The 17,492-nt window shown below is 67.5% G+C and carries 18 protein-coding genes; 13 read left to right on the top strand and 5 right to left on the bottom strand.

Features of this window, described 5'->3' with window-relative positions; translation table 11 throughout:
- The first annotated feature begins 218 nt into the window (after positions 1-218).
- The 3 genes from BMX16_RS10920 to BMX16_RS10910 all read left to right on the top strand — a co-directional run bounded on the left by BMX16_RS10920 (position 219) and on the right by BMX16_RS10910 (position 2,914).
- Entirely contained in the window at positions 219-437 is a 219-nt protein-coding gene (locus tag BMX16_RS10920) for a hypothetical protein (protein WP_089903125.1), read from the top strand.
- Between the two features lie 91 nt (positions 438-528).
- Positions 529-2,529, top strand: coding sequence for an acetyl-CoA carboxylase biotin carboxylase subunit (locus BMX16_RS10915; protein ID WP_089903122.1), 2,001 nt, complete (start codon positions 529-531; stop codon positions 2,527-2,529).
- Between the two features lie 7 nt (positions 2,530-2,536).
- Positions 2,537-2,914: a hypothetical protein gene (locus BMX16_RS10910; protein WP_089903119.1), complete on the top strand. Its 378-nt coding sequence runs from the start codon at positions 2,537-2,539 to the stop codon at positions 2,912-2,914.
- A 6-nt stretch (positions 2,915-2,920) separates the two neighbouring features.
- On the opposite strand, the gene BMX16_RS10905 is transcribed toward BMX16_RS10910, so the two are convergent.
- Positions 2,921-3,436, bottom strand: coding sequence for a DUF4174 domain-containing protein (locus tag BMX16_RS10905; protein WP_089903387.1), 516 nt, complete (start codon positions 3,434-3,436; stop codon positions 2,921-2,923).
- Between the two features lie 175 nt (positions 3,437-3,611).
- Between BMX16_RS10905 and BMX16_RS10900 the strand changes: the two genes are divergently transcribed.
- The 6 genes from BMX16_RS10900 to BMX16_RS10875 all read left to right on the top strand — a co-directional run bounded on the left by BMX16_RS10900 (position 3,612) and on the right by BMX16_RS10875 (position 8,418).
- The gene (locus BMX16_RS10900) at positions 3,612-4,319 is read left to right on the top strand and encodes a hypothetical protein (protein ID WP_143058016.1); all 708 of its coding nucleotides are present in this window, start codon (positions 3,612-3,614) and stop codon (positions 4,317-4,319) included.
- Positions 4,244-4,555, top strand: a complete 312-nt coding sequence (locus BMX16_RS10895) for a hypothetical protein (RefSeq protein WP_089903114.1) — start codon at positions 4,244-4,246, stop codon at positions 4,553-4,555. The genes BMX16_RS10900 and BMX16_RS10895 overlap by 76 nt, the downstream gene beginning before the upstream one ends.
- Positions 4,556-4,572: 17 nt before the next feature.
- Complete coding sequence (gene scpA / locus BMX16_RS10890) at positions 4,573-6,702, top strand: methylmalonyl-CoA mutase (RefSeq protein ID WP_089903111.1); 2,130 nt, start codon at positions 4,573-4,575, stop codon at positions 6,700-6,702.
- Positions 6,703-6,735: 33 nt separating this feature from the next.
- Positions 6,736-7,221: a GNAT family N-acetyltransferase gene (locus tag BMX16_RS10885; RefSeq protein WP_177174640.1), complete on the top strand. Its 486-nt coding sequence runs from the start codon at positions 6,736-6,738 to the stop codon at positions 7,219-7,221.
- A 9-nt stretch (positions 7,222-7,230) separates the two neighbouring features.
- On the top strand, positions 7,231-7,911 hold the full coding sequence (locus BMX16_RS10880; RefSeq protein WP_089903105.1) for a TerB family tellurite resistance protein: 681 nt from the start codon (positions 7,231-7,233) through the stop codon (positions 7,909-7,911).
- A gap of 78 nt (positions 7,912-7,989) precedes the next feature.
- Positions 7,990-8,418: a hypothetical protein gene (locus tag BMX16_RS10875; protein ID WP_089903102.1), complete on the top strand. Its 429-nt coding sequence runs from the start codon at positions 7,990-7,992 to the stop codon at positions 8,416-8,418.
- A 10-nt stretch (positions 8,419-8,428) separates the two neighbouring features.
- On the opposite strand, the gene BMX16_RS10870 is transcribed toward BMX16_RS10875, so the two are convergent.
- The 4 genes from BMX16_RS10870 to BMX16_RS10855 form a co-directional block, all read right to left on the bottom strand.
- On the bottom strand, positions 8,429-9,976 hold the full coding sequence (locus BMX16_RS10870; RefSeq protein WP_089903100.1) for a Ppx/GppA family phosphatase: 1,548 nt from the start codon (positions 9,974-9,976) through the stop codon (positions 8,429-8,431).
- Positions 9,977-10,053: 77 nt separating this feature from the next.
- The gene (locus BMX16_RS10865; RefSeq protein ID WP_089903384.1) at positions 10,054-12,219 is read right to left on the bottom strand and encodes an RNA degradosome polyphosphate kinase; all 2,166 of its coding nucleotides are present in this window, start codon (positions 12,217-12,219) and stop codon (positions 10,054-10,056) included.
- Positions 12,220-12,268: 49 nt separating this feature from the next.
- Positions 12,269-12,925, bottom strand: a complete 657-nt coding sequence (locus tag BMX16_RS10860; protein ID WP_089903097.1) for a P-loop NTPase family protein — start codon at positions 12,923-12,925, stop codon at positions 12,269-12,271.
- A 3-nt stretch (positions 12,926-12,928) separates the two neighbouring features.
- Positions 12,929-13,981, bottom strand: coding sequence for an AI-2E family transporter (locus tag BMX16_RS10855; RefSeq protein WP_089903094.1), 1,053 nt, complete (start codon positions 13,979-13,981; stop codon positions 12,929-12,931).
- 153 nt (positions 13,982-14,134) lie between these two features.
- On the opposite strand from BMX16_RS10855, the gene proS reads away from it, so the two are divergent.
- From proS to BMX16_RS10835, 4 genes are all read left to right on the top strand, one after another.
- Complete coding sequence (gene proS / locus BMX16_RS10850) at positions 14,135-15,472, top strand: proline--tRNA ligase (RefSeq protein ID WP_089903089.1); 1,338 nt, start codon at positions 14,135-14,137, stop codon at positions 15,470-15,472.
- A gap of 101 nt (positions 15,473-15,573) precedes the next feature.
- Complete coding sequence (locus BMX16_RS10845; RefSeq protein WP_089903086.1) at positions 15,574-16,155, top strand: peroxiredoxin; 582 nt, start codon at positions 15,574-15,576, stop codon at positions 16,153-16,155.
- Positions 16,152-16,751: a DUF2937 family protein gene (locus BMX16_RS10840; protein WP_089903083.1), complete on the top strand. Its 600-nt coding sequence runs from the start codon at positions 16,152-16,154 to the stop codon at positions 16,749-16,751. The genes BMX16_RS10845 and BMX16_RS10840 overlap by 4 nt, the downstream gene beginning before the upstream one ends.
- A gap of 17 nt (positions 16,752-16,768) precedes the next feature.
- A complete protein-coding gene (locus tag BMX16_RS10835; protein WP_089903080.1) occupies positions 16,769-17,476 on the top strand; it encodes a ThuA domain-containing protein in 708 nt (235 codons plus the stop codon).
- Positions 17,477-17,492: the final 16 nt, after the last annotated feature.

Raw genomic sequence — 17,492 nt, 5'->3', positions numbered from 1 at the left:
CCCGCAGGCCGGCGTTCGACCGGGACTGCGTCTTACGGAACGGCTTTTCGCGGCATGTCGCGCCGCAGGACGGCTCTGGGTCCGGTGTTATCGGATAGCAGTCGTTTTTGCTGGAACTTTTCGGCGGCAAAGCGCCTTTTGACCTCATTCGTACTTGAGTCGTCCGATCACACAGGCGACGTAGGGTGCATCCTGAACCTCAACAAAAGGAACATCACATGTTCAAGACTTCTTGGATCCTCGCACCCGTCGCCGCTCTGGCCCTGTCCGCCTGTGCAGGCGTGGGCGACACCGATCTGGAGCGTGGCGTCATCGGCGCCGGCGGCGGTCTGGTCGCAGCAGAAGTGCTGGGTACCGATCCGACCGCGACGGCCATCGCCGGTGTGGCCGCTGGCCTGCTGTGCGACGACGCCGGCATCTGCCGCCCGGCCCGCTAAGTCACGCGGCGCCCGCCGGGCGCCAACGACCACCATCCTTCGCCGTCGGGGTCCGTCCCCGGCGGCGATTTTGCGTTCAAAGGGCTGAGCTATGTTCAAGAAGATCCTGATCGCCAACCGTGGCGAAATCGCCTGCCGCGTCATCAAGACGGCCCGCCGCATGGGGATCGCCACCGTGGCGGTCTATTCCGACGCGGACCGCAACGCCCTGCACGTGCGCATGGCGGACGAGGCGGTGCACATCGGCCCCAGCCCCGCGAACCAGTCCTATATCGTGATCGACCGCATCATGGACGCCGTGCGCCAGACGGGGGCGGAGGCGGTGCATCCGGGCTATGGCTTTCTGTCCGAGAACCCCAAGTTCGCGCAGGCGCTGGAGGCGGCGGGCGTCGCGTTCATCGGTCCGCCCGTGAAGGCGATCGAGGCGATGGGCGACAAGATCACGTCCAAGAAGCTGGCGCAGGCGGCGGGCGTCAGCACGGTGCCCGGTCACATGGGCCTGATCGCCGACGCGGACGAGGCGATCCGCATCGCGGGGCAGATCGGCTATCCGGTGATGATCAAGGCCAGCGCCGGCGGCGGCGGCAAGGGCATGCGCATCGCGTGGAAGGAGGACGAGGTCCGCGAAGGCTTCCAGTCGTCCAAGAACGAGGCGGCGGCGAGTTTCGGCGACGACCGCATCTTCATCGAGAAGTTCGTCACCCAGCCGCGCCATATCGAGATTCAGGTGCTGGCCGACGGTCACGGCAATGCGGTCTACCTGCACGAGCGGGAGTGTTCGATCCAGCGCCGCAACCAGAAGGTCATCGAAGAGGCGCCGAGCCCGTTCCTTGACGCGGCGACCCGTGCCGCCATGGGGGCGCAGTCGGTCGCGCTCGCGCAGGCGGTGGGTTACACCAGCGCGGGCACGGTCGAGTTCATCGTGGATGGTGAGCGGAACTTCTACTTCCTCGAGATGAACACCCGGTTGCAGGTGGAGCATCCGGTGACCGAGCTGATCACCGGCATCGACCTTGTGGAACAGATGATCCGTGTCGCGGCGGGCGAGAAGCTGCCGTTTGCCCAAGACGATCTGAAGATCAACGGCTGGGCCATCGAGAGCCGCTTGTATGCCGAGGACCCCTATCGCGGGTTCCTGCCGTCGATCGGGCGGCTGACCCGCTATCGTCCGCCCGTCGAGGAGGCGACGCCCACCCGCGCCGTGCGCAACGACACCGGCGTCTTCGAGGGCGGCGAGATCAGCATGTTCTATGACCCGATGATCGCCAAGCTGTGCACATGGGCGCCCACGCGGGCAGCGGCCATCGAGGAGATGCGTCTGGCGCTCGACGGGTTCGAGCTGGAGGGGATCGGGCACAACCTGCCGTTCCTCGCTGCCGTGATGGACCATCCGAAGTTCACCAGCGGCGACATGACCACCGCCTTCATCGCCGAGGAATTTCCCGACGGCTTCGACGGGGTCGCGCTGCCGCACGAGACGCTGGAGCGCATCGCCGCCGCCGCGACCGCGATGCACCGGATCAGCGAGATCCGTCGCACGCGCATCTCCGGGCGCATGGACAACCACGAACGCCATGTCGGCGCGGACTGGAACGTGGCGCTGCAGGGCCTGTCGCTGGACACGGTCGTGGCGAGCGCGGACAAGTCCTGGTCTGACGTGACCATCGGCGGGCGCACCCTGCGCGTCAGCGGCGACTGGTTGCCGGGCCAGCCGCTGGTGCGGCTGGTGGTGGACGGCGCGCCGCTGGTGTTCAAGGCCACCCGCATTCCCGGCGGCTACCGCGTGCGGCACCGGGGCGCGGACCTGAAGGTGCATGTGCGCAGCCCGCGTCAGGCGGAACTGGCGCGGCTGATGCCGGAGAAGGTGCCTGCCGATACCTCGCGGTTGCTGCTGTGTCCGATGCCGGGTCTGATCGTGCGCGTCGACGTGGCTGTGGGCGACGAGGTGCAGGAGGGGCAGACCCTGTGCACAGTCGAGGCGATGAAGATGGAGAACATCCTGCGGGCCGAACGGCGCGGCGTGGTCGCCAAGGTCAATGCCAAGGCGGGCGACAGTCTGGCCGTCGACGACGTGATCCTGGAGTTCGAGTGACCCCGACATGAGCGTATCCACACGTCGCCTGATCCTGATCTGGGCCGTGGCCTGCGTGGCGGCGGCGCTGGCGGCCTTCGCCGCGCTGACCGTGATGATCCCGGAAGGCGACATCACCTATGCCACCGCGTTGCCGCCCACGACCTATACCACGCCGATGATCGCCGTGGTGGTGTTCTGGGGCATCGTGCGCGCCTGCGGCGTGCCGCTGGACCCGATGCGGACGTTCGTGCTGGGCGCACTGGCCGTCTATACGCTGGTCTATGCTGTGGGCCGCGTGCTGGCCGTCACCGGCGTCAGTCCGTCGCTGGCGTGGATTCTGACGCTGGGCGTGCTGATGGCGATCGCCTGGGTCGCCGTCAGCGCCGCAGGCGGGCGGCGGTGACGCGGGCTAGTTGGTGCCGCGACGATCCCTGACTTCCTGGATACGCGACGGGGTCCTGTCGATCGACCGCGTCAACTCGCGCACGTCCCAGGGGCGGATCTTGCGAGCCTCGATCTGGCCGTCCTTGCCGACCAGCGCCAGCATGAAACCGCGTGGCCGCAGATCAAGGCGCACGTCGCCCGCCCCATCGGGGTCGGTGTCGAAGATCACGACGACGTCGCGTTCTGCCAGCCGGTCAGGACCGTCAGCCAGCAAGGCCATCTGTTCGATGAACAGCGGATCGCGCGGGCTGTCGGCAAACACCACGACCGGGCGGGCGACGTAGCGGAAATCGTCCAGATCCAGCCCTTCCGCCTCCAGCGGCACTGTGCGGTCGGCTTCCCACACGGCCACGATGTCGTCCGGCGCGGCGTCAGTGTCAGCGGTGGCAACGGGGGTCTGCGCCACGAGGGGCAGGGTCCAACCGAGGGTCAGGGCAAGGGCAAGGGCGAAGGTCGCGGTCGCGCGTGTGGATGTGTTCATGACCATGACATAGGCTTCGCACACGCGATTGCGAAGTGCGACACAGGCGTTCCAGGTCCGCGGCGGATCAAAAATGCGTTTAACGCGGCCTTGAGGGTCGGTGGTGCAGGCTTCGCCGTGCCGGGGCAGCAGTCGAGGTTCGGTTGCAGGGGCCCCGCTGATCGGGATGCGTCACATGGTCGAGACGATCTTTCACATCGGCGCGCATCGCTGCGCCACGACGACGTTCCAGCGTGCACTGGACCGCGCGCGACGGCCGTTGATCCGGGCGGGCCTGATGCCGTGGACGCCGTCGGTGACGCGGGAGATGATGTTCGACCATCTGGTGCGACAACCGGATGTGGTCGACGATGCGGGCGACGCCGCCGTGGCGCGGCGCATCGCCAACCGCAGGGCCAGCATCGGGCACCGGGGGATCGTCCGCCTGCTGGTCAGCGAGGAAAACATGATCGGCACGCCGCGCGACAATCTGGGGCGGGCGGTGCTCTATCCCGGTCTGGTGCCGCGCCTGACGCGGTTCGCCCGCGCCTTCGACGGGCGGGTCGATCGCATCGGACTGGTGATCCGCGACTATGCCGCGTTCTGGACCTCCTCCATCGCCTTCGCGGTGATGGCGGGGCATCCGGTCCCCGATGCCGCCGCACTGGCGCGGATCGCCGATCAGCGACGCACCTGGGCCGACGTGGTGCACGACGTGCGGCAGGTGTTCCCCGACGCACCGCTGCAGGTCTGGACGTTCGATGCATTCGCCAGCCGCCCGCGCCGCCAGCTGGGCCTGCGACCTGCGACCCGGCCATCGGCGGTGCCATGGGACGGGCGCCGGACGCCGCGCCGATCTGGGCCAACCGCAGCCGCGACGGCAATACCCTGCGGGCGCGGCTGATCCACCTTGGACGCCACGGCGAAGCGGCGGCGATCCCCGCGTCCCCGGGCCCGTGGCAGCCGTTCGACGCCGGTCAGCGGGCCCGCATGGCGGCGGTCTATGCGGACGACCTGACGCTGCTGCGGGCGCTGGACGATCCCCTTACGACCTTTGCGGACCGGGCCGCGATCACGGTGTTGCCCGCCCGCGACCGGATGCCCATTGCGGACGGCTGGCCTTTCGACAAACATGGCTGAAAACCGGGGGGACACCAATGACCGATACATCCGACTGGGCCAAGCTTGCCGCCGAGGAACTGCGGGGCCGGTCGCCGGACGATCTGACATGGCACACGCTGGAAGGGATCGCGGTCAAACCGCTTTATACCGCCGACGACGTGGCGGACCTGCCGCACATGGGAGGCATTCCCGGTGCCGCGCCCTATACGCGCGGGGTCAAGGCCACGATGTATGCAGGCCGTCCGTGGACGATCCGGCAATATGCGGGGTTTTCGACGGCAGAGGAATCCAACGCCTTCTATCGCAGCGCGCTGGCGGCGGGGCAGCAGGGGGTGTCGGTCGCCTTCGATCTGGCGACGCACCGCGGTTATGACAGCGACCACGCCCGGGTCGAGGGGGACGTGGGCAAGGCGGGCGTGGCCATCGACAGCGTCGAGGACATGAAGATCCTGTTCGATGGCATCCCGCTGGACAAGGTATCGGTGTCGATGACCATGAACGGCGCGGTCATTCCGATCCTCGCCAACTTCATCGTCACGGGAGAGGAACAGGGCCACGACCGCGCGGTGCTGTCCGGCACGATCCAGAACGACATCCTCAAGGAATTCATGGTGCGCAACACCTATGTCTATCCGCCGGAACCGTCGATGCGGATCATCTCGGACATCATCCGGTTCACGTCCGACCAGATGCCGAAGTTCAACTCGATCTCGATCTCCGGCTATCACATGCAGGAGGCGGGCGCGAACCTGGTGCAGGAGCTGGCCTATACGCTGGCGGACGGGCGCGAATACGTGCGCGCGGCGATTGCGGCGGGCATGGACGTGGACAGTTTCGCGGGGCGCCTGTCGTTCTTCTTCGCCATCGGCATGAACTTCTTCATGGAGGCGGCCAAGCTGCGCGCTGCCCGCCTGCTGTGGTCCCGCGTGATGGAGGAGTTTGCGCCATCTGACCCGAAGTCGTCCATGCTGCGCACCCATTGCCAGACCAGCGGTGTAAGTTTGCAGGAACAGGACCCCTACAACAACGTGGTGCGCACCGCCTACGAGGCGCTGAGCGCGGTTCTGGGCGGCACGCAAAGCCTGCACACCAACGCGCTGGACGAGGCGATCGCGCTGCCGTCCGACTTTGCTGCGCGCATCGCCCGCAACACCCAGTTGATCCTGCAGGAGGAGACGGGTGTCACACGCGTCATCGACCCGCTGGCGGGCAGTTATTACGTCGAGAAGCTGACCCACGATCTGGCAGAGGCTGCCTGGGCCCTGATGCAGGAGGTCGAGGAGATGGGCGGCATGACCACGGCCGTCGCCTCCGGCATGCCGAAGCTGCGGATCGAGGAGACTGCGGCCAGGCGTCAGGCGGACATCGACCGGGGCACCGACGTCATCGTGGGTGTGAACAAGTACCGGAAAGATAAGGAAGACCCCATCGACATCCGCGACATCGACAACGCCAGCGTGCGCGACAGACAGATCGCGCGGCTGGCGAAAACCCGCGCCGCCCGCGATCAGGCTGCCTGCGATGCGGCGCTGGCCGAGGTGAAGCGCTGCGCCCGCGACGGTGGCAACCTGCTGGAGGCGGCGGTCGAGGCTGCGCGGCAGCGCGCCACCGTGGGCGAAATCACGCAGGCGATGGAGGCGGTTTTTGGCCGCCACAGGGCCGAGGTGCGGACGCTGGCAGGCGTCTATGGTGCCGCCTATGACGGCGACGCAGGCTTTGCGATGATCCAGAAAGCGGTGGAGGATTTCGCCGTAGAGGAAGGGCGCCGTCCCCGCATGATGGTGGTCAAGATGGGGCAGGACGGTCACGACCGGGGCGCCAAGGTGATCGCCACCGCCTTTGCCGATATTGGGTTCGACGTGGACGTGGGCCCGCTGTTCCAGACGCCGGAAGAGGCGGCGCAGGACGCCATCGACAACGACGTGCACGTGATCGGCATCAGCTCTCAGGCCGCCGGGCACAAGACGCTGGCGCCCAAGCTGATCGCGGCGCTGGAGGCCGCGGGGGCGGGCGAGATCCTCGTGGTGTGTGGCGGGGTCATTCCGCAGCAGGATTACAAGTTCCTGACGGATGCGGGGGTGAAGGCGATCTTTGGTCCTGGCACGAACATTCCGAAGGCTGCGGCGGATATCCTCGACCTGATCCGTGCCGCGCGGATCGCCTGATCCGTGCCGCACGGACCTGATGCCGGGGGGGTGCTGATCCGGCAAGCCGCACCGGACGACGCGGCGGCGCTGGCGGATCTGTGGAACCCGGTGATCCGTGACACCACGATCACCTTCAACCCGGTGCCGAAATCGCCAGACGACGTGGCGCGGATGATCGCCGACCGGACGGCGGCGGGGCATGGGTTTCTGGTGGCCACGGTTGCGACGCAGGTGGCGGGCTTTGCGACCTATGGCCAGTTTCGCGGTGGCGACGGCTATCGCCACACGGGCGAGCATACCGTCATCCTTGGTCCTGCCGCGCGGGGGCAGGGGGTGGGGCGCGCGGTGATGGAGGCGCTGTGCGCCCATGCACGCACCGCCGGGATGCACAGTCTGTTCGCCGGGTGCAGTGCAGAAAACCCCGGCGCCATTGCGTTTCACACCGCGATCGGGTTCAGGCCGGTCGCTGTTCTGCCGCAGGTCGGGCGCAAGTTCGACCGCTGGATCGACCTACACCTGCTGCAGAAGATGCTGTAGGGTCGCGCCATGTCACTCTGGACCCGCATCGCCGACGCCATTGCCGCCCTGCGCGCGGGCGAAAGCCTGTCGGTGGTGTTCGACCTGATGCGCGGTGCACCTGACCGGTCCGTGGCGTTCACCATCGCGGTGATCGCGCTGGGCGCCAAGATGGCCAAGGCCGACGGCACCGTGCGCCGGGTCGAGGTGGCGGCGTTCCGCGAGGTGTTCCACATCCCCGCCCGCGACGAGGCCCATGCCGCGCGGCTGTTCGACATGGCCCGCACCGACATCGCCGGGTTCGAGGAATATGCCGCCCGCATCAAGCGCATGTTCGGCACCGACACGGCACCCCTGTCGGACCTGCTGGAGGGGCTCTTTCACATCGCCATGGCCGACGGACGCTATCACGCGGCAGAGGATGCGTTTCTGGGCCGCGTGGCCGACATCTTCGGCTTTGACGAGAGGAAGTTCGGCCGCATCCGGGCGCAATTCGTGCCCGATGCGGTGCGCGACCCCTATGATGTGCTGGGGGTGGACCCCGACGCGGACATGGCCACGATCCGCGCCGCATGGCGGACACAGGTGCGCGATACGCATCCCGACCGGATGCTGGCCCGCGGCGTGCCGGAAGAGGCGGTCAAGCTGGCGGAAAAGCGGCTGGTCGCGATCAACCGCGCGTGGGAGGAAATCACCGACCGGCACGCCTGAGCGGCCACTGCGCGGGCGATGGCCGGTGGATGTCCGCGTCCCTTGGCAGGGAGATGGTGCGACCCTACATCGCAAGGCATGAAACATCTCATCCTCGCCAGCCTGATCGCACTGACCGCAGCACCCGTCATGGCGCAGCTGTCCGATCCGCCGCAGGAGGTGGACCCGTCTCTGCCGGACGCCGCGCCCGGCGATGAACCCGGTATCGGGCGCAACCTGATGGAAGAGGGCGCGCGCCTGCTGCTGCGCGGTCTGCTGAGCGAAGCGGAGCCCGCCCTGCGCGAGCTGGAGAATTTCGCAGGTGATGTCGCCCCCGCGATGCGGCTGCTGGGTCAGGAAATGGGGCCGGCGCTGGCGCAGATCATGGCGCAGATCGACGATATCGGAAATTACGACGCCCCGGTTCTGCTGCCGAACGGCGACATCCTGATGCGCCGCAGCCCGGATGCGCCCCGCTTCGTGCCGCAACCGCGCGATGCGGCCCCGGCGCCGGAGTTCGACCTGTAGCGCCGCAGGGTCATCCCTTGAACCGCACCTCGAACGTCGCATTCAGGGCCTGTGCAAGCGAGGCAAGCCGCGCCTCGGCCACCTCGCCATACAGCGGCCGCGCCCCATCCACCAGCGTCAGCACCAGATGGCGCGTGCGGGCGTTCCACTTGATCTCGCCCGGCGGGGTATCGCCGTCGAGCCAGAGCATCGCGCCGAACCGCATGGCGCGGCCCAAGATGTCGGCTTCCTTCATCTGTTCGGGCGTCAGCATGGCGAACAGGGCGTCGAAGCGCCCGTCCGGCACCTTGGTGGAATAGCGCTTCATCAGCGCCAGCCCCAGCTGCACCCGCTCGGCGTGCTTCAGGCCGCCCAGATTGGCCCGCGTGGCGTTGTCGAAGGTGACTTCGGCGCGGTAATCGGGGTGCGCGCGCCAGCTGACGTCATGCAGCAGGCAGGCCGCCTTGATGATCCGCAGACGCTGCCAGTTGGCGCGCGGGAACAGCGGTTTGACGAAATCATACAGCAGGCGTCCGAAGCCGGGCAGGCGGGCGTCCTTCGCCTCGGCAAAGCGGCACGCCTCGATCAGAGGATCGCGTTCGCGCAGACTGCGCGGCATCTGTTCGTAGAGCATCCCTTCGCGGATGCCGTAAGAGGATACGGTGATGTCCTTTGGCTTGAACACGCGCACCAGTTCCTTGAGCACGAGCACCGCCAGCGGCACCAGCGACATGCGGCTGTCGGAGATGCCGCAGCGGCTGCGCAACTCCTGCAGGTCGCTGTCGGCGATGTATTTCGCCGTCTCGCCGATGCCGCGCGCGGTCATGCGGTATTCGTGCAGGACGGTCAGCGGATAGGCGCTGCGTTCCATGTCGACGCGCGCGATGGCCCGCCACGATCCGCCGACCAGAAACAGGCGCATGCCCGTCTCGTTCTTCATCTGGTCGTGTAGGTCGGCGATGATGCCCTTGATGTGGGATTTCAGTTCCTTCTTGCCGCCCTTCACCTCGCGCAGTTTCAGCGGCCCGAGGGGCGAAGTCACGCGTCGTCCGACGCGGCCATCCATCAGATCGGCCAGCTCCATGCTGGACCCGCCGATGTCGCAGACCATGCCGTAACTGCCGGGCCAGCCCAGCAAGACGCCTTGCGCGGACAGGCGGGCTTCCTCCTCGCCGTCGATGACCCACAGCTTGATACCCGTCTCGCGTTCCACCTCGGCGCGGAAATCGGCACCATCGCTGGCCTCCCGCACCGCCGCCGTCGCCACTGCGGTCAGCGGGGCGATGCCCATGCCACGTGCAAGGGCGGCAAAACGCCGGATCGCCGACAGCGCCCGGATGCGGCCCTGCGGGTTCAGCTTGCCCGTCTCGGACAGGCCGGCCCCCAGCGCGCACATGATCTTTTCGTTGTAGAAATAGGCGGGGCTGCGGGCCGCGCCATCGAAGACCACCAGACGGACCGAGTTCGACCCCACGTCGACGACGCCCACACGTCCCAGGCTTTGCGTCAGCTCGTCATTGAACAGCGGGCGACCGAACGGGCCCCAGTCGATCGTCTCGGTGGCTGGGCTCTCTGTCATGGATGGTGCGTCCCGGTCGTTGCAGTGGACCACCATGTGACACAGCGCGCGCCGCTGTCAACGGCGCGGGCCCGCGTTCAGTCGCCCGTATGGGTCAGTTGCGGCACATCCGCCGCACCGGCGGACCCGCGACCCGACAGGGACGGATTTTCCATGAAGAAGCGGTGGCAGTTGAACGCGAACTCCCCGTCGGGCCACGTCGCGCGGACGAAACTGCCGTCCGCCTGCATGATCCAGCTTTGCGCCACGTCGGCCATGTTGGCGGCCATGATCTGGCTGACGATCTGCGCCTTGACGGTGCCGTTGGTGATCTCGACCAGCGTCTCGACCCGGCGGTTCAGGTTGCGGCTCATCCAGTCGGCGGAACTGATGAACACCCGGGCCTTCTTGCCGGGCAGGCCGCTGCCGTTGCCGAAGCAGACGATGCGGCTGTGTTCCAGGAAACGGCCCACGATGGATTTCACGCGGATGTTCTCGGACAGGCCCGCCACATTGGGACGCAGGCCGCAGATGCCGCGGATGACAAGGTCGATCTTCACGCCTGCCTGGCTCGCGGCATAGAGCCCGTCGATCACGTCCTTTTCGATCAGGCTGTTCATCTTGGCCCAGATCACCGCCGGTTTGCCGTTGCGGGCGTTCTCTGCCTCTGCCGCGATCATCTCGATCAGGCGATCCTTGAGCGAGATCGGCGAAATCGCAAGGTTTTCCAACCCGTCGGGTTGGGCATATCCGGACAGGTAGTTAAACACCTTGGTCGCATCGCGGCCCAGACCCGCGTCGCAGGTGAACAGCGACACGTCGGTATAGATCCGCGCCGTGATCGGGTGATAGTTGCCGGTCCCGAAATGGGTGTAGGTCACCAGCTTCTCGCCCTCGCGTCGCACGACGGTGCTGATCTTGGCGTGTGTCTTGTAGTTCAGGAATCCGTAGACCACGTGCGCGCCGGACCGCTCGAGACGGCGGGACTGGCGGATGTTGGCAGCCTCGTCGAAACGGGCCTTCAGCTCGACCAGTGCCGTGACCGACTTGCCGTCTTCTGCCGCCTCGCACAGCGCCTCGACGATGGGGGATTTCTTCGACGTGCGGTACAGCGTCTGCTTGATCGCCACGACATCGGGATCGCGCGCCGCCTGCGTCAGGAACCGGATCACCATGTCGAACGTCTCGTAGGGGTGATGCAGCAGCATGTCCTTTTGCCGGATCGCGGCGAACATGTCGCCGTCGTGGTCCTGCACCCGTTCCGGGATGCGCGGCGTGAAACTGGGCCACAGCAGGTCGGGACGGGCGTCCAGCACCAGTTCGGACAGGTCCGAAATGCCGATCATGCCCGCGACGTTCACCACCTCTTCCTCGGTGACGTGCAGTTCCTGCATGATCATCGTGCGCAGCGCACCGGGGGCATTGTCGGAGATCTTCAGCCGCACCACTTCGCCGCGACGGCGGCGCTTCAGGGCGGTCTCGAACTCGCGCACCAGATCCTCGGCCTCGTCCTCGAGCTCCAGATCGCTGTCGCGCAGCACCTTGAAGGCGCAGTCGCCCTTGACCTTGTAGCCGGGATAGAGGCGGTTCACGAAGAGCAGAAGCAGCTGTTCCAGCGCAAGGAACCGGTGGCCGTCGCCGGGCAGCGCGATGAAGCGGCGGATCTGCGCGGGCACCGGCAGCAGGGCGCGCAGCACCCGCTTGTCGCTGCCGCGTTCCAGTTGCAGCGCCAGCGCGAAGCCTTCGTTCGGCAGGAACGGGAACGGGTGCGCCGGGTCGATCGCCAGCGGCGACAGGATCGGGAACACCTGTTCGAGAAAGAAATCACCAAGGAACGCCACGTCCGCCTCGGTCAGCGCATCGCGGTGCAGGATGGCGATGCCCACCGCCTCCATCTCGGTCGTCAGCATCCGGAACACGGCCTGCTGGCGGTCCATCAGCTCGCGCGCGCGCGCATCGATCAAAAGCAGCTGTTCCGCAGGCGTGCGACCGTCGAGGCCTTGCGTCGTGTTGCCCGCATTCGCAAGCTCGCGCAGGCCCGCGACGCGGACGGTGTAGAATTCGTCGAGGTTGGTGGCCGAGATCGACAGGAAGCGCAGACGTTCCAGCAGCGGCACGCGGACGTTCTCGGCCTCTTCCAGCACGCGCATGTTGAAACCGATCCACGACAGTTCGCGGTTCACGAAGCGGTCGGCAGAGGCGAGGTCGATGTCGAGCGTCACCGGGGCAGAGGCGCCGTGTTCCAGAAAGTCAGCATTCATCATGGGCGTGTTGTGCGCTTTCTTCATGGCAGTTTCGTGACAGTCCGGGTCGTCATGCGGCGGCGTCCAACACCGCAGCGGCCAGCCGCACGGTGACCGGGCGCTGGTCGCGCAGCGCCGCCGCATCCAGCGCCGCGACGATGCGCTGGGCCCCCACGAAGGACCTCTCGATGCGCTGCACCAGATATGCGATTACGCTGGGCTGGGGCATGATCTGACGGTCGGCGAACAGCTTCATCAACAAGGCGGTCAGCAGGGCATCGTCGGGGGCCGTGATGGCGATGGGTGTCGCGGCCTGCATACGGCTGACCAGATCGGGCAGGCGCAGGGGCCAGCGGGCGGGCGGTGTCCGGGCGGTCAGCAGCAGCGGCAGACGATGGGATGCCAGATGGTTGTGCAGGTGGAACAGCGCCTCCTCCGACGCCTGCGGCAGGCGGTCCGCATCCTCGATCACCGTGGCCGTGTCAGGATGCAGGTCCGGCGGCAGGGCGGTGGCCGACAAGACCTGCGCGGCGCTGCGGGCGGCAAAGACGCGGGCCAGATGGCTTTTGCCGGACCCTTCCGGTCCGGTCAGCACCAGCCGCGATTGCGGCCACACCTCTGGTGCCGCCAGCATCCCATAGGCGGCGCGGTTGGCATCAGAGACGAAGAAATCGCCCGCCCCCAATGCGACGCCGACCGGCCAGTCGAAGATCAGTTGCTGCGCCATGCCCTAGTCGTCGATCGTGCCGCGATAGAGCGGGCTGGCCCGGTAGCGGTCGAGCGCGAAGCGCATCAGCACGCCGATGATGGCGGCCACCGGCACCGCGACCAGCAGCCCCACGAAGCCGAAGAGCGAGCCGAACACCGACAGCGCGAACAACAGCCACACCGGATGCAGGCCGACGCTGTCACCCACCAGCTTGGGCGTCAGGATGTTGCCTTCGACGAACTGGCCCGACTGGAAGATCGCATAGACCGCGATGATCCACGGCCAGTCGCCCCAGAACTGGAACAGCGCCAGACCGATCGCCAGCCCGCCGCCCACGATCGCGCCGACATAGGGAATGAAGGTCAGCGCCCCGGCCACGGCCCCCACGACGAGGCCGAAGTTCAGGCCAATGAGCGCCATGCCCGCCGCGTAATAGACGCCGAGGATCAGGCACACGAGGCCCTGACCCCGGATGAAGCTGGCCAGCGTCTGGTCGATCTGCCGCGACAGGTCGCGGATCGTGTGGACGTGGTCGCGCGGCAGCAGTGCGTCGATGCGGCCCGTCATGCGGTCCCAGTCCAGCAGCAGGTAGATCGCCACGACCGGCACGATCACCAGCAGGACCGCCACGTTCACGAGGCCGAGGGCGGAGGACAGGAGCGTGTTCAGCACCTCTCCGCCGCGGGACTGGATCATCGTGCCGATGTTGTCGAGCTGGGTGCGGATCGTCGAGCCTTCGTCGAGGATGTCGGGGAAGCGGGCGGTCAGCCATTCCTGCAACTGATCGAGCAGGGCGGGCGCCGTGGCGATCAGCTGTGACGCCTGCGAGATCAGCGTCGGGATCACCAGCAGCACCAGAAGCACGAAGATCAGCAACGCCACCAGCGCGATGATCGCGACCGACAGCGCGCGGCTGAGGCCGAGCCGCTGCAGCCGGTCCGCGACCGGGTCCAGCACATAGGCGATGGCACCCCCCAGCAGGAACGGCATGATGACGTTGCCCAGCCCATAGAGCAGCAGCAGAAAGACCGCCGTGGCGATCCCCCAGTAAACCGTTTGTTGGCGGGTGGTCATGGGCGTGGGTCCGTTGCTGTCCTGCTGCCTCTAGATGACCTGTTGCCGCAGCTTGGGCAAGGGTCGGGTACCACACGCGCACCCATGTCCGCTTGCGTGGCGCAGGGCCGCCCACTAGAACGGCGCGGATTGCATAACGATAGGTCAACACCCATGCGGATGTCGCGCTACTTCCTCCCCGTGCTCAAGGAAACCCCGCGCGAGGCGCAGATCGTCAGCCACCGCCTGATGCTGCAGGCAGGCCTGATCAAGCAGGCCAGCGCCGGCATATATTCCTGGCTGCCCATGGGCTACAAGGTGCTGGAGCGGCTGAGCCGCATCGTGCACGAGGAACAGGCCCGCGCAGGCCACCTTGCCATGCTGATGCCCACGATCCAGTCCGCCGACCTGTGGCGCGAAAGCGGGCGCTACGACGCCTACGGCGACGAGATGCTGCGCATCAAGGACCGTGGCGGGCGCGAGATGCTGTTCACGCCGACGGCGGAGGAGCTGGTCACCGACATCTTCCGCAGCCACGTGTCCAGCTACAAGGACCTGCCGCTGACGCTGTACCAGATCCAGTGGAAGTTCCGCGACGAGACGCGGCCCCGCTTCGGCGTCATGCGCGGGCGCGAGTTCCTGATGAAGGACGGCTACAATTTCGACCTGACGGCCGAGGATGCGCTGCATTCCTATAACCGTCACCTCGTGACCTACCTGCGCACCTACGAGCGGATGGGGCTGCAGGCGATCCCGATGCGCGCGGACAGTGGCCCGATCGGCGGCGAGGATACGCACGAGTTCCTCGTGCTGGCCGAGACCGGCGAGTCCGAGGTGTTCTACGACAGCGAGATCACCGATCTGACATTCGGCGACCGCGACATCGACTTCGATGACAAGGCCGCCTGCGCCGCCGTGCTGGCCGAGTTCACCAGCCGCTATGCCCGCACCGACGAAACCCACGACGAGGCCGTCTTCGCCGAGGTGCCGGAGGCGCGCCGCCGCACCGCGCGCGGGATTGAGGTGGGGCAGATCTTCTACTTCGGCACCAAGTATTCCGACGCGATGGGGGCCACCGTGCAGGGCCCCGACGGCAAGCCCACCGCCGTCCACATGGGGTCGCACGGCATCGGCGTGTCCCGCCTGCTGGGTGCCATCATCGAGGCGCATCACGACGGCAAGGGCATTATCTGGCCGGAAGGCGTCACCCCCTTCCACGCGGGCATCGTCAACCTGCGTCAGGGCGACGCCGAGACGGACGCCGCCTGCGAGGACCTCTATGCGCAATTGCGCAAGGCGGGCCTCGATCCGCTGTACGACGACCGGGACGAGCGGGCAGGGGCCAAGTTCGGCACGATGGACCTGATCGGCCTGCCGTGGCGGATCACCGTCGGCCCGCGCGGGCTGAAGTCCGGCGTGGTCGAGCTGACCTCGCGCCGCACAGGCGAAAGCGTCGAGGTGTCGCCCGCCGACGCGGTGGCGCGCCTTGTGGCCGTCTACGACGGCATCTGACGGCTGCGGGTTGCGCGGGGGCGGTCCCGCGCAACCGCATGGACTCGTGGCACGGTTTGCGGCATCGTGGCCACAAAACAAGAAGCAGTCCGAGGCACAGAATGTCGCTGACACAACACGCGCTGACGCATGTGGACTGGCAGGCTTTGCCGCAGCCGGTCGATGACGGCGGCGCGGCCCATCTGGACGGCCTTGCGCTGCCGTCCGTGCCGCTGCCCGCCACCGATGGCCGCCACGTGGACCTGTCCAGCTTGCCGGGTCTTGCGGTGGTCTACCTCTATCCCATGACCGGGCGGCCCGACCGCCCGCTGCCGGATGGCTGGGACGCCACGCCGGGCGCGCGCGGCTGCACGCCGCAATCCTGCGCCTACCGCGACCATGCGGCTGACCTTGCGGCGCGGGGCGTGGCGCATCTGTTCGGCCTGTCGACGCAATCCACCGACTGGCAGGCCGAGGCGGCGGGCCGTCTGCACCTGCCGTACGCGCTGCTGTCCGACGCGGACCTGCGGCTTGCCCGTGCGCTGAATTTGCCGACCTTTCAGGCGGACGGCATGACCTTGCTGAAGCGCTGCACGCTGATCCTGCGCGACGGCGTGATCGTCCGCGTCCACTATCCCGTGTTCCCGCCCGATCAGGACGCCGCCCGTGTGATCGCGTGGCTCGACGATCCGGTGACGGCATGATCCGCACGCTGGCCTTGGCTGCGGGCCTCGCGGGGGCGGGGGTCACATCGCAATACCCGGAGTTCACGCAGCAATACCTGCAACGGCTCGGGGGCCAAGTGGATGCGCTGGGCATGGTGGTGGACGACTTCGACGCCTCCGCCCTGCGGTCCGGCCTGACGCGCAATCAGGCGTTGGAGGAGATGACGGGCACCGCCTTCCTCAGTGACCGGCAGGCGGACCTGCGCCGCACGTTCCGCCGCCATGCGGTGCTGTCGGACGATCTGGCCACCCTGCGGGCCGCCGGTCCCGTGGCCCGCATCGCCATGCCGCTGCGGGTCAGCGATCCCGCGACCTTCGCCGCCACGTGGGCCGACTTCCAGCCCGCCATGCCGCTGACGGTGGCGGGTATCCTGTCGGGCAGCGTCGGCTTCGTGCTGGGCTGGGGCGCGCTGCGCGCGCTGTGGGCGATCCTGCGCCGCGCCATTGCGGCCCGCGTCCAGCCCCGTCACCGACCGATCCGGTCCCCACACCGGGGCGAACCCGTTGTGGCTGCGGCGATCACGGCCAACCCATCGCCGGTCCCACGCCTGGCCGGCGTGCGCCGCCACCCCTGACACGAAGGATTGACCCCATGAAGGCCCTCATCACCTGGGGCGGCTGGCCCGGCCACCAGCCGGAGCGCACAGCCGCCCTGTTCCACGATATGCTGACCGCCGAAGGGCTGCAGGTCGACGTGACCGACACCCTCGACGCCTTCGACGATCCCGACTACCTGGCCACGCTCGACCTGATCGTGCCGGTCTGGACCATGGCCGACCTGTCGCGCGAGGCCGCCACCAATGTGTCGGAGGCGGTCGCCCGCGGCACCGGCCTTGCGGGCTGCCACGGCGGCATGTGCGATGCGTTCCGTGGCAATCCCCTGTGGCAGTTCATCACCGGGGCGAACTGGGTCGCCCATCCGGGCGGCGACGGCATCCGCCACCGCGTGACGATCACCAGCGACGACCCCCTCGTGGCGGGGCTGGCGGATTTCGAGGTCGAGACCGAGCAATACTACCTGCACACCGACCCCGCCAACCGGGTCCTCGCCACCACCCGGACCGACGTCGTCACGTGGTATCACAGCCCCAACGGCCCGGTGGACATGCCCGTCGCGTGGACCCGCGCCTGGGGCCTTGGTCGCATCTATTACAACGCGCTGGGCCATGCGCCAGACGTCATCGCCAGCGGCACCCCGCGAGAGATGCTGCGCCGTGGCCTCCTCTGGGCCGCCCAAGGCAAGGGCGCGGCACAGGGGCAGTCCATCGCGCACCTGCAGAACGCCGGCAATCACGGCTGACCTCGCAACTGCCCCC

Source organism: Loktanella fryxellensis, assembly GCF_900110065.1.
Lineage (GTDB): Bacteria > Pseudomonadota > Alphaproteobacteria > Rhodobacterales > Rhodobacteraceae > Loktanella > Loktanella fryxellensis.
This window is presented reverse-complemented; position numbering and strand designations above follow the sequence as displayed.

Bases quoted from the DNA above. Each gene is read 5' to 3' on its own strand.
- BMX16_RS10920 (WP_089903125.1), top strand. From the start codon at position 219: ATGTTCAAGACTTCTTGGATCCTCGCACCCGTCGCCGCTCTGGCCCTG.
- BMX16_RS10915 (WP_089903122.1), top strand. From the start codon at position 529: ATGTTCAAGAAGATCCTGATCGCCAACCGTGGCGAAATCGCCTGCCGC.
- BMX16_RS10910 (WP_089903119.1), top strand. From the start codon at position 2,537: ATGAGCGTATCCACACGTCGCCTGATCCTGATCTGGGCCGTGGCCTGC.
- BMX16_RS10905 (WP_089903387.1), bottom strand. From the start codon at position 3,436: ATGAACACATCCACACGCGCGACCGCGACCTTCGCCCTTGCCCTTGCC.
- BMX16_RS10900 (WP_143058016.1), top strand. From the start codon at position 3,612: ATGGTCGAGACGATCTTTCACATCGGCGCGCATCGCTGCGCCACGACG.
- BMX16_RS10895 (WP_089903114.1), top strand. From the start codon at position 4,244: ATGGGACGGGCGCCGGACGCCGCGCCGATCTGGGCCAACCGCAGCCGC.
- scpA (WP_089903111.1), top strand. From the start codon at position 4,573: ATGACCGATACATCCGACTGGGCCAAGCTTGCCGCCGAGGAACTGCGG.
- BMX16_RS10880 (WP_089903105.1), top strand. From the start codon at position 7,231: ATGTCACTCTGGACCCGCATCGCCGACGCCATTGCCGCCCTGCGCGCG.
- BMX16_RS10875 (WP_089903102.1), top strand. From the start codon at position 7,990: ATGAAACATCTCATCCTCGCCAGCCTGATCGCACTGACCGCAGCACCC.
- BMX16_RS10870 (WP_089903100.1), bottom strand. From the start codon at position 9,976: ATGACAGAGAGCCCAGCCACCGAGACGATCGACTGGGGCCCGTTCGGT.
- BMX16_RS10865 (WP_089903384.1), bottom strand. From the start codon at position 12,219: ATGATGAATGCTGACTTTCTGGAACACGGCGCCTCTGCCCCGGTGACG.
- BMX16_RS10860 (WP_089903097.1), bottom strand. From the start codon at position 12,925: ATGGCGCAGCAACTGATCTTCGACTGGCCGGTCGGCGTCGCATTGGGG.
- BMX16_RS10855 (WP_089903094.1), bottom strand. From the start codon at position 13,981: ATGACCACCCGCCAACAAACGGTTTACTGGGGGATCGCCACGGCGGTC.
- proS (WP_089903089.1), top strand. From the start codon at position 14,135: ATGCGGATGTCGCGCTACTTCCTCCCCGTGCTCAAGGAAACCCCGCGC.
- BMX16_RS10845 (WP_089903086.1), top strand. From the start codon at position 15,574: ATGTCGCTGACACAACACGCGCTGACGCATGTGGACTGGCAGGCTTTG.
- BMX16_RS10840 (WP_089903083.1), top strand. From the start codon at position 16,152: ATGATCCGCACGCTGGCCTTGGCTGCGGGCCTCGCGGGGGCGGGGGTC.
- BMX16_RS10835 (WP_089903080.1), top strand. From the start codon at position 16,769: ATGAAGGCCCTCATCACCTGGGGCGGCTGGCCCGGCCACCAGCCGGAG.